Source organism: Promicromonospora sp. Marseille-Q5078 (genome assembly GCF_050315395.1).
In the GTDB taxonomy this organism is placed as follows: domain Bacteria; phylum Actinomycetota; class Actinomycetes; order Actinomycetales; family Cellulomonadaceae; genus Isoptericola.
The window spans coordinates 3,294,234-3,305,399 of sequence record NZ_JBNPQG010000001.1 but is presented as its reverse complement, the minus strand read 5'-3'; the positions used below and the strand labels follow the sequence as shown (position 1 = coordinate 3,305,399).

The following is an 11,166-nucleotide window of genomic DNA, read 5'->3' as shown; positions in this document are numbered from 1 at the left end:
ACACCCTCCCATCCGGGCGGGGTGCCGTGCCGGCCCGACGGGTCGTGGACAGGGACTTGGCGGGGGGCCGCGTCACCGTTATGGTTCCGTGACGGATCGGTCGTGCGAGCGCGTGCGGGGCACGCGCGCCGGGCGATCCGTGTCTGGGTCCGGGAAGAGGGGCGGCCACGGTGGCCGCCCGGCACGAGCGCGGAGGTGCTGTGGAGGCGACGTCGCAGAGTGACGCAGCCGCGCCGCGCTCACGCCGCGAGATCCGGGAGGCCGAGCTCGCCCGGGCCGGCAAGAAGGCCCGCAAGCGCCCGCCGTCGCCCGCGCGGGGCGACCGCAGCGCCGGCCGGCACGCCGCCCCCGCCGGCCACACCTGGGTCACCCGCCTGACCGTGCTCGGCTCGCTCGCCGCCGCGACCATCGCCGCCCCGCTCGTCACCGACGCACACGCCGGCCCGGGCGGCACCCCGTTCGACCTCGACACCCAGCCCACCGGCCCCTCCACCCTCGCCCTCCTCGAGCAGGGCGTGGACACGCCGCGCACCTCCCAGGCCATCGCCGCAGCCCCGCGCGACGTCCGCGTCGAGGCCGCTGCCGCGAGCCGGTCCACGGAGCGCAGCTCGCTGCCGGACTGCGACGCGAGCGCCCCGATCGAGGGCACCAACGGCGAGCTGGCCGACCACTCGCTCTGCGACCTCTGGCAGCCGGGCGAGCAGCTGCGCGCCGACGCCGCCGTGTCCCTCAGCGCCCTGAACGACGCCTTCCGCGCCCGCTTCGGCCGGGACCTGTGTCTCGTCGACAGCTACCGCTCGCTGTCCTCGCAGTACGCGGTCAAGGCCAGCCGCGGCTACCTCGCCGCCGTCCCCGGTGCGTCCATGCACGGGTGGGGGCTCGCCATCGACCTGTGCGGCGACGAGTACCGCTCCAGCGAGGTCTACGGCTGGCTGTGGGAGAACGGCCCGGCCTACGGCTGGGAGAACCCGCCGTGGGCCCAGCGCGGCGGCTCGGGCAACTACGAGCCCTGGCACTTCGAGTACCGGCCGGGCGTCGAAGAGGTCTCGAACTGGCACTGACCGCCCTCGTCGCCGGTCGAGCCTGTTCACCGCTGGTTGAGCCTGTCGAAACCTCGCTCACCGCTGGTTGAGCCTGTCGAAACCCGGCCTGTCGAGCGTGTCGAGACCTGGCTCACCGACGCGGCAGGTGCGGGTTCCTTCGCGCGGTCGCGTTCGCGCGCCCCAGGGGGCGCTCCACTTCGGGAGGGATACGACCGCGCGAAGGAACCCGCACCTCCCGCTCTCCTGTGAGCTCGCGGTCGTCGCGCAGACGGGCCCGCCGGCCTCTCTCGTGGACGTCGCGCGTTCACGCCGGCCCGTCCACGCCGGTCGCGCCCGTCGCCGTCCGCTGGTCGAGCCTGTCGAGACCCGGTCCACGCCGCGTGCGGGTGGGGGCCCTGCTCCGTCAGGTGGTGATCGTCGAGTTGCCGCCGAAGTCGTCGCGGAAGCGCGGGCCCTGGGCGGAGAGCTCCTGGGCGTAGGCGGCGGTCCACCCGCGGAACGGGTCGATCGCGAGGGACTCGTTGGAGAACCGGCGGTCGTCGGTGAGCTCCGTGACGCAGAAGTCGGGGATCTGCAGGTCGGTGACCGGGCCGGACCGCTCGCACTCCGCGACGACGAGGGGCGCGTTCGAGCCGCCGAACACGTCGATCGACCAGCCGTCCGCGCCCAGCCATGCTGCGTAGCGCGTCTTGATCACCTGCGCGCCTCCGCGGCGCACGAGCTGGGCGCCGACCTGAGGGTCGAGCTGCCGCTCGGCCTCGTACCGGGTGCCGCCCACGGACGGGCCCTTGACCGTGACCGCGGCGAAGTCGATCCGGGACCGGTACAGCTCCAGCACGTCGCGCGCGTCGCTGTCCGGCCCCAGGCGCGCCTCGACGCCGGTGGCCTGCACGCGCACGCGCAACGCGTACCCGCCGTCGGACAGGAAGTACGACTGCACGATGAGGGCGGGTGCGTCGCGGAGCGCGTCGGGCAGGTCGCGGACGAAGAACCGGCGCTCGAACTCGAAGTCGGAGTAGTCCGTGGACATGGCGTCGAGCCTAGCCGTGATCGGCGCGGGGTCAGGCGCGCCCGGGCGCCGCCGGTCAGGAGGCCGGCCGCCCGGGCACCTCGCGCCGCTCGGGGCCCACGTACGCCGACAGCGGGCGGATCAGCGCGTTGGAGGCCTGCTGCTCCAGCACGTGCGCCGTCCAGCCGGTGACGCGGGCCGCGACGAACAGGGGCGTGAACGTGGGCGTGTCGAAGCCCATGAGGTGGTACGCCGGGCCGGACGGGTAGTCCAGGTTGGGGTAGATGCCCTTGCGGCTCACGAACTCGGACTCGAGGGCGTCGTAGAGGGCGCCCAGGTCGGCGCGGTCGTAGTGCTCGACCAGCGTGTCGAGGGCGGCCTTCATGGTCGGGACGCGGGAGTCCCCGTGCTTGTAGACGCGGTGCCCGAAGCCCATGATCTTGCGCTTGGTGGCGAGCGCCTCGTCGAGCCATGCGGCGGCCCGGTCGGCCGAGCCGATCTCGCCGAGGGTGTCCATGACCGCCTCGTTCGCACCGCCGTGCAGCGGCCCCTTGAGCGCCGCGATCGCGCCCACCACGGCGGAGTGCAGGTCGCTGAGGGTCGACGTGATGACCCGGGCCGTGAACGTGGACGCGTTGAACGAGTGCTCCGCGTACAGGATCATCGAGCGGTTGAACGCGTCCACGACCACGGGGTCCGGCTCGACCTCGAAGGTGGTCCAGAGGAAGTTCGCGCAGAAGTCGAGGTCGTCGCGCGGCGCGACCGGCTCGAGCCCCCGGCGGCGGCGCTGGCCGTACGCGACCACGGCGGGCAGCGCGGCGAAGAGGCGCACGCTGCGCTCGAGGTTGACCTCGCGGTCGGCGACGGCCTCCAGCGCCGTGAGCCCCGCGGCCTCGCGCGCGCCGATCACGCTGACCGCGGTGCGCAGCTCGTCCATCGGGTGGGCGCTCGGCGGCAGCAGGTCGATCGCAGCGCGCACGTCGTCGGCCAGCGGCCGGTGCTCGCGCTCGGCGGTGCGCAGCCCGGCCAGCTCGTCGTCCGTGGGGAGCTCGCCGTGCCACAGGAGCCACGCCACGGCCTCGAACGGCTGCGTGGCGGCGAGGTCCTGCACTGGGTAGCCGCGGTACAGCAGGGAGTTGGTCTCGGGGTCGACCTTGGACACGGCCGTCACGTCGGCGACCACCCCCGCCAGCCCGCGGTGGACCTCCGGCTCGGCGGCCTGCGGGGTGGACTGCTCGCTCTGCTCGGTCATCGGTGCTCCTTCGCTGCGATGCGGCCGGCGGTGGCCCGGCGGCGCCCGGGGCGCCGGGGGCGGTCAGCCGTGGTGGTTGTCGTCCAGGGTGAAGTCGAAGACGCCCGTGTCGAACGCCGAGTAGCCGGCGTAGTCCACGAGCTCGTAGAGCCGGGCCCGGGTCTGCATGTGCTCGACCTGCCCGGCCAGCGAGCCCTCGGCCCGCAGGGCGTCCAGCCCGCGCTCGGCGGCGCCCATCGCGAGCCGCAGCAGCGAGACCGGGTAGATCACGAGGGCCACGCCTGAGTCGGCCAGCTGTCGGGTGGTGAACAGCTCGGACTTGCCGAACTCGGTCATGTTGGCCAGCACGGGCACGTCGACGGCGCTCGCGACGGCCTCGAACTCCGCGAGGTCGCGCATGGCCTCGGGGAAGATCGCGTCCGCGCCCGCGTCGACCAGCGCCTTCGCGCGGTCGATCGCCGTGGGCAGCCCGGCCACGGCACGCACGTCCGTGCGGGCCATGACCAGCAGGTTCTCGTCCCGGCGGGCGGCGACGGCGGCGCGCACGCGCTGCAGCGCCGTGGGCTCGTCCACCACCTGCTTGCCGTCCAGGTGCCCGCACCGCTTCGGGTTCACCTGGTCCTCGACGTGCATCCCCGCAACGCCCGCGTCCTCCATGGCCTGCACCGTGCGCGCGACGTTCATGGCCTCGCCGAAGCCCGTGTCGGCGTCCACCAGCGTGGGCAGGTCGGTCATGCGGGCGACCTGCCCGGCGCGGGCCGCCACCTCCGTGAGGGTGGTGAGCCCGACGTCGGGCAGCCCGAGGTCGGCGGCCACCACGGCGCCCGAGACGTAGACGCCGTCGAAGCCCTTGTCCTGGATCAGCCGCGCCGCGAGCGGGTTGAACGCGCCCGGGAGCTGCAGCAGCTCGCCGGAGCGCAGGCGCTCGCGGAAGGCCGCGCGCTTGGCGGCGGGGGTGGTCGTCGAGTAGAGCACGGTCCCGCTCCTCAGAAGATGCCGGGTGCGACGGGGCGGGCGGCGAGCGCGTCGACCAGCGGCGTGACGGTGAGGCCGGACAGCTCGTCGGCAGTGAGCTCGGGGAGGCGCTGCGCGACGTCGAGGAACCGCTCGACCTCCTCGTCCGCCAGCACCCCGGCGGCCAGGGCGCGGAACTTGGCCACGTACTGCGCGCGGGCGAACGGCCGCGCCCCCAGCGGGTGCGCGTCCGCGACGGCGATCTCCTCCACGACGCGCGAGCCGTCGGCGAGCTCGATCTCCACGCGCCCGCCGAACGCCTTCTCCGCCGGGTCGGGGGAGTGGTAGCGCCGCGTCCAGGCGGCGTCCTCGGCCGTCGTGACCTTGCGCCACAGCGCCACGGTGTCGGGCCGGCCGGCCCGTTCGGGGGCGTAGCTGGCCACGTGGTCCCAGGCGCCGTCCTGGAGGGCGACGGTGAAGATGTACGGGATCGAGTGGTCGAGCGTCTCGCGGCTGGCCGTCGGGTCGTACTTCTGCGGGTCGCCGGAGCCGGAGCCGATGACGTAGTGCGTGTGGTGGCTCGTGTGCAGCACGACGGCCGTCACGCGCGCCGGGTCCCGCAGCTCGGGCCGCTCGGTGCCGAGCCGGCGGGCGAGGTCGATCCACGCCTGCGCCTGGTACTCGGCGGAGTGCTCCTTGGTGTACGTGTCGAGGATGGCGCGCCGGTCCTCGCCCGCGGCGGGCAGCGGCACGGTGTAGCGGGCCTCGGGCCCGTCGAGCAGCCAGGCGATCACGCCGTCCTCGCCCTCGTAGATCGGGCTGGGGGAGGTCTGCCCGCGCATCGCGCGGTCCACGGCCTCCACCGCCATCTTTCCCGCGAACGCCGGCGCGTGCGCCTTCCAGGTGGAGATCTCACCCTTGCGGGACTGCCGGGTGGCGGTCGTCGTGTGCAGGGCCTGGCCCACCGCCTGGTAGATGGTCTCCGGCGGGAGGCCGAGCAGCGTGCCGATGCCCGCCGCGGCCGACGGGCCGAGGTGCGCCACGTGGTCGATCTTGTGCGCGTGCAGGGAGATGCCCTTGACGAGGTCGACCTGGATCTCGTAGCCCGTGACGAGCCCGCGCAGCAGCTCGGCGCCGCTGCGGCCCAGGTGCTGCGCGACGGCGAGCACCGGCGGGACGTTGTCGCCCGGGTGCGAGTACTCGGCCGCGAGGAACGTGTCGTGGTAGTCGAGCTCGCGCACGGCCACGCCGTTCGCCCAGGCCGCCCACTCGGGGCTCGTGCGCTGCGGCGAGCCGACGACCGTCGAGCCCGCGCCGCCGCGGGACACCGGGTGAGCCTCCGCCTGCGCGCGGGCGGCGAGGATCGGCGCGCGGCCCAGGGAGGCGGTCGCCACGGCCGCGTTGTCGATCACGCGGTTGATCACCATGTCGGCGACCTCGGGAGCCGGCTCGAGCTGCTCGGCCGCGACCTCCGCGATCTTCCACGCGAGGTGCTGCTCGCGGGGGAACCGTTCGTCGGAACGATGGACGCGGACGTCGTGGTCGATCATGCGGGAGCCCTCCGTCGTGTGCCGGCGCCGTGTGCCGGCGTCGTCGCCGCCCGTGGCCGCGGGCTGCTCCGAGAACGTAACGCCCGGCGCGCGCACGGTCCAGCGAGCGCAGGCCCTCCGGGACCGCCGCGGCGCCGTCGCACGGCCCTGTGGTGGGCTTCACGAACGGCGTGTCAAGGAACGGTGTCGCCGCAGGTGACGGCCTCGCGGGAAGACCGCTCCGCGGCGCTGGTTGCCGCGACGAACTTGCTTTGGGGTCAAGAGTCGGTAACGTTGCCGCCCATGTTCGGGCTCGGCGTCCGCTCCCCGGAGCGGGCGCCGGCTCCCTGTCACGGGCCGGGCCGCTGCGTCACACCGAGTTGACGCCGCGCCGGCCACGGAAGGAAACATGACCGCCGCAACCCCCCAGGAACAGTCAGGCAGCACCCGCAAGGCCTCCGGCCGCCGCCGCAGGCTGCGCGTCTCCGATGTCACCGTCGTCGACAACTCCATGCTCAAGAAGACGATCGGCGGCACCGCCGTCGGGAACCTGATGGAGTGGTACGACGTCGGCGTGTACGGCTACCTGGCCGTCACCATGGGCGCGGTGTTCCTGCCGGAGGCGTCGTCGGGCGTGCAGATCCTCTTCTCCCTCGGCGTGTTCGCCGCCACGTACGTGGCCCGCCCGCTCGGCGGCATCGTGTGCGGCCGCATCGGCGACCGCATCGGCCGGCAGAAGGTGCTGGCCTTCACGCTGGTGATGATGGCGAGCTCGACGTTCCTCATCGGCCTGCTGCCGACCTACGGCGTCCTCGGCGTCGCCGCACCGCTGCTGCTCGTGCTCCTCAAGCTGGTGCAGGGCTTCTCCACCGGTGGCGAGTACGCCGGCGTCACGACCTTCGTGGCGGAGCACGCCCCCGACCGCCGCCGCGGCTGGGCCGCGTCGTTCCTCGACTTCGGCAGCTACCTCGGCTTCGCGCTCGGCGCGGTGGTCGTCACGGTGCTGCAGGTGACGCTCGGCGACCAGGCGATGGTCGACGGCGGGTGGCGCATCCCGTTCCTGGTGGCCGGCCCGATCGGCGCGTTCGCGGTGTGGTTCCGCCTGAAGATCGAGGAGTCCCCGGCGTTCCAGGCGCAGCAGGTCGCGGCCGAGGCCGCGAAGGACCAGGGCGCCCAGATGCCCGCCGCCGAGCTCACCCTCCGCTCGCAGTGGCGTCCCCTCGCGGTCGCGATGGCGCTCGTGGCCGTCGCTAACACCGCGGGCTACGCCCTGACGAGCTACATGCCGACCTACCTCACGGACACCCTCGGTTATGCCGCCACGTCCGGCACGCTGCTGACCGTGCCCGTGCTGGTGCTGCTCGCGGTGATGATCCTCGTCGCCGGCCCGGTCAGCGACCGCATCGGCCGCCGCCCGCTGCTGTGGTTCGGCGCGGGCTCGCTGGCCGTGCTGGCCGTGCCCGCGTTCCTGCTGCTCGCCGCCGGCCACGTGTGGTCGACGCTGCTGGGCCTGTGCTTCATGGCGATCCCGGTGGCGTGCCTGGTCGGTGTCCAGGCGGCGACCCTGCCCGCGATGTTCCCCACGGCCGTGCGCTACCGGTCGATGGGCCTGGCCTACAACCTGGCGCTGGCGATCTTCGGCGGCACGACGCCGCTCATCGTGGAGTCGCTCACGCAGGCCACCGGGTCGAGCCTGGCCCCGGCCTACTACCTCATGGGCTTCGCCGTCGTCGGCGCCGTCGCCGTGTTCTTCGTGAAGGAGAGCGCCGGCAAGCCGCTGCCCGGCTCCATGCCGTCGGTGGACACGGACGCCGAGGCGAAGGCCCTCGTGAAGACGCAGGAGAAGAACCCGGACATCGACCTCGACGCCCTCCCGCCGGAGAGCGGCCTGGTCGGCGCGCGCTGATACGGCACTGACGTAGCGATTCCTCCGCCTCCCGAGACGGGACGCGGAGGAATCGCTACGTCGGGTCTCCGGCTCCGGCGGTACGGAGACGACAAACGGCCCTGGTCGATGACCAGGGCCGTTTCGCTGTGTGCGCCTGAAGGGATTCGAACCCCCGACCTTCTGCTCCGGAGGCAGACGCTCTATCCACTGAGCTACAGGCGCGGGCGCCGATCGGTCAGCAGGGCTGATGCGCTCGGCACGGTGCACGAGAATACCAGCACCTGGGGACGGGGTGGCACACGCTCGCACGGGGCCCGTCGTCGGCTTTGTAGAATCGCCCGGTGACCCCCGACGAGCTCTCCGGAGCACTCAGCGCTGCCCTCGCCTCGGCCGTGGCCGACGGCACCCTCGCCCTGCCCGCCGACGCCGTCCCGGCCTCGGTCCACGTGGAGCGACCCCGGCAGCGCGAGCACGGTGACTGGGCCACGAACGTGGCGCTGCAGCTCGCGAAGAAGGCCGGCACGACGCCGCGCGCCCTCGCGGAGGACCTCGCGGCACGGCTCGCGGCCACGCCGGGCGTCAAGGCGGCCGACGTCGCCGGCCCCGGCTTCCTCAACATCACGCTCGAGGCGGGCGCCGCGGGCGAGCTCGCCCGGACCGTCGTCACCGCCGGCGAGCAGTACGGCCGCACCGACGCCCTGGCGGGCCAGGTGCACAACCTCGAGTACATCTCCGCCAACCCGACGGGCCCGCTGCACATCGGCCACACCCGCTGGGCGGCCCTGGGCGACGCCCTCGCGCGGATCATGCGCGCCGCCGGCGCCGACGTGACCGCCGAGTACTACATCAACGACGCCGGCGCGCAGATGGACAAGTTCGGCGCGTCGATCATCGCCCGCGCCAAGGGGGAGGACGTGCCCGAGGGCGGGTACCCCGGCGAGTACGTCGCCGAGCGCGCCGCCGAGGTGCTCGAGCAGGAGCCCGACCTCCTCGGCCTCCCGGCCGACGAGGCGGTCACGACCGCCCGCGAGCTCGGCTACCAGGCGCAGCTCGAGGCGATCCGCCGCACGCTCGACGCGTTCGGCGTGCACTTCGACGTCTGGTTCTCGGAGCGCACCCTGCACGACTCGGGCGCCGTGGAGCAGGCCGTCGCCCGCCTGCGAGAGCAGGGCCACGTGTTCGACGTCGACGGCGCGGTGTGGCTGCGCACCACCGACTTCGGCGACGACAAGGACCGCGTGATGATCCGCGCGAACGGCGAGCCCACGTACTTCGCCGCCGACGCCGCGTACTACCTGTCGAAGAAGGACCGCGGGTTCCCGGGCAAGATCTACCTGCTCGGCGCCGACCACCACGGGTACATCAACCGCCTCAAGGCGATCGCCGCGTGCGCCGGCGACGACCCGGAGGCGAACATCGAGGTGCTCATCGGCCAGCTCGTCAACATCGGCGGCGAGCGCATGGGCAAGCGCCGGGGCAACGCCCTGTACATGGACGACCTCATCGAGTGGCTCGGGTCCGACCCGCTGCGCTACTCGCTCGCCCGCTACCCGGCGGACTCGCCGCTGTCCCTGTCGGGCGAGGAGATGCTCAAGCAGAGCAACGACAACCCCGTCTACTACGTGCAGTACGCGCACTCCCGCACCTGCGCGGTCGACCGGAACGCCGCCGACCGTGCCGTCGCGCGCACCGCCGCGGACGGGTCGGACGCCTTCGACCCGGCGCTGCTCACGCACGAGACCGAGGCGGCGCTCGTCGGCCGGATCACCGAGTTCCCGCGCATCGTGTCCCAGGCCGCCGAGCTCCGGGAGCCGCACCGCGTGGCGCGCTACCTCGAGGGCCTCGCCGCGGACTACCACAAGTGGTACCAGGAGTGCCGCGTGACGCCGTACCCGGACGAGGAGGTCACCGACACCCACCGCACGCGCCTGTGGCTGAACGACGCGGTGCGCCAGGTGCTCGCCAACGGCCTCGACCTGCTCGGCGTGTCCGCCCCGGAGCGGATGTGACCGCGCCCTCCCGGTCCGGCGCGACGGCCGGCGTCCTCGGCGTGCCCTGGTCGACCGGGGTGCGGCGGGGCGACGACGGCGCCGTCGAGGTGGCCGGCGTCGGCGTGCACGACCTCGCGGCCGAGCACGGCACGCCCGCCTACGTGCTCGACGAGGCGGACTTCCGCGCCCGCGCCCGGGGGTACCGGACGGCCTTCGCCACGGCGTTCGCCGAGGTCGGCACCGGCGTGGACGTCTACTACGCCGGCAAGGCGCTGCTCACCGTCGCGGTGGCGCGCTGGGCCCGCGCGGAGGGGCTGCGCGTCGACACGGCGTCGGGCGGCGAGCTCGCCGTCGCGCTGCGCGCCGGCGTGCCCGGCGCGGAGATCGGCCTGCACGGCAACAACAAGTCGGACGCGGAGATCCTCGCCGCCCTCGACGCCGGGGTCGGGCGGATCATCGTCGACTCGCTCGTCGAGATCGACCGGGTGGCGGCACTCGCGGCCTCCCGCGGCGTCGTCGCGCCGGTCATGGTGCGTGTCACGACGGGCGTCCACGCCGGCGGGCACGAGTACATCTCCACGGCGCACGAGGACCAGAAGTTCGGGCTCTCGGTGAACCCCGCCCCGGTGGTCGAGCCTGTCGAGACCGAGCTCGTCGAGACCACGGACAGCCCCGCGATGCGGGCGCTGCTCGCGGTCGTCGCGCGGCCGGAGCTGCACCTGCTCGGCATCCACTCCCACATCGGCTCGCAGATCCTCGACCCGGCGGGCTTCGAGGCGGCGGCGCGCGTCGTGCTGCGGCTGCGGGCGGAGCTCGCGGAGCGCACCGGCGTGCTGGTCGACGAGGTGGACCTGGGCGGCGGCTACGGCATCGCGTACCTGCCGGGCGAGGTGCCGCTGGACCCGGACCGCATCGCCAAGGACGTCGCGAGCGCGGTGGCCGCGGTCTGCGGCGAGCTGGGCACGCCGCTGCCGCGCCTCTCCATCGAGCCGGGGCGCGCCATCGTCGGCCCGGCCGGGCTCACGCTCTACACGGTCGGCACGGTCAAGCCGGTCGCGCTCGACGACGGCCGCGTGCGCACGTACGTGTCCGTCGACGGCGGCATGAGCGACAACATCCGGCCCGCGCTGTACGAGGCGCAGTACCACGCGGAGCTCGTCGGCCGGGCGTCGGACGCCGAGCCGGTGCTCGCGCGGGTCGTCGGCAAGCACTGCGAGAGCGGCGACATCGTGGTGCACGAGGTGCTGCTGCCCGGCGACGTGCGCGCCGGCGACCTGCTCGCGGTGCCCGCCACGGGCGCGTACGGGCGGTCGATGGCGTCGAACTACAACCTGCTGACCCGCCCGCCCGTGGTCGCCGTGGCCGAGGGCGCGTCCCGCGTCCTCGTCCGGCGCGAGACGGTCGACGACCTGCTCGCCCTCGACCAGGGCTGACCCCGCCCGCCCGGCGGGCCGGCCGCCCGTGGACGGCGGCCCGCCCGCCGCTGCGCCGCGGCTATCC

Annotated in this window: 8 protein-coding genes and 1 tRNA gene; 4 read left to right on the top strand and 5 right to left on the bottom strand. The window is 73.9% G+C overall.

The features are described from left to right. The first annotated feature begins 200 nt into the window (after positions 1 to 200). Entirely contained in the window at positions 201 to 1,061 is an 861-nt protein-coding gene (locus ACQFYA_RS15330; protein ID WP_499125597.1) for a M15 family metallopeptidase, read from the top strand. A 385-nt stretch (positions 1,062 to 1,446) separates the two neighbouring features. On the opposite strand, the gene ACQFYA_RS15325 is transcribed toward ACQFYA_RS15330, so the two are convergent. The 4 genes from ACQFYA_RS15325 to ACQFYA_RS15310 form a co-directional block, all read right to left on the bottom strand. Then, complete coding sequence (locus tag ACQFYA_RS15325; protein ID WP_499125595.1) at positions 1,447 to 2,073, bottom strand: CYTH domain-containing protein; 627 nt, start codon at positions 2,071 to 2,073, stop codon at positions 1,447 to 1,449. A gap of 55 nt (positions 2,074 to 2,128) precedes the next feature. Further along, positions 2,129 to 3,304: a bifunctional 2-methylcitrate synthase/citrate synthase gene (locus ACQFYA_RS15320; protein ID WP_499125594.1), complete on the bottom strand. Its 1,176-nt coding sequence runs from the start codon at positions 3,302 to 3,304 to the stop codon at positions 2,129 to 2,131. A 63-nt stretch (positions 3,305 to 3,367) separates the two neighbouring features. Continuing rightward, entirely contained in the window at positions 3,368 to 4,279 is a 912-nt protein-coding gene (prpB, locus tag ACQFYA_RS15315; RefSeq protein WP_499125592.1) for a methylisocitrate lyase, read from the bottom strand. 11 nt (positions 4,280 to 4,290) lie between these two features. Beyond that, positions 4,291 to 5,808, bottom strand: coding sequence for an MmgE/PrpD family protein (locus tag ACQFYA_RS15310; RefSeq protein ID WP_499125590.1), 1,518 nt, complete (start codon positions 5,806 to 5,808; stop codon positions 4,291 to 4,293). Between the two features lie 388 nt (positions 5,809 to 6,196). Between ACQFYA_RS15310 and ACQFYA_RS15305 the strand changes: the two genes are divergently transcribed. Then, a complete protein-coding gene (locus ACQFYA_RS15305; protein ID WP_499125588.1) occupies positions 6,197 to 7,693 on the top strand; it encodes an MFS transporter in 1,497 nt (498 codons plus the stop codon). Between the two features lie 131 nt (positions 7,694 to 7,824). On the opposite strand, the gene ACQFYA_RS15300 is transcribed toward ACQFYA_RS15305, so the two are convergent. After that, positions 7,825 to 7,897: transfer RNA gene (locus ACQFYA_RS15300), tRNA-Arg, on the bottom strand. Positions 7,898 to 8,016: 119 nt separating this feature from the next. On the opposite strand from ACQFYA_RS15300, the gene argS reads away from it, so the two are divergent. Continuing rightward, positions 8,017 to 9,684, top strand: a complete 1,668-nt coding sequence (gene argS / locus ACQFYA_RS15295; RefSeq protein ID WP_499125587.1) for an arginine--tRNA ligase — start codon at positions 8,017 to 8,019, stop codon at positions 9,682 to 9,684. Next, positions 9,681 to 11,099, top strand: a complete 1,419-nt coding sequence (gene lysA / locus ACQFYA_RS15290) for a diaminopimelate decarboxylase (RefSeq protein WP_499125586.1) — start codon at positions 9,681 to 9,683, stop codon at positions 11,097 to 11,099. Before argS ends, lysA begins: the two co-directional genes overlap by 4 nt. The last annotated feature ends 67 nt before the right edge of the window (positions 11,100 to 11,166 follow it).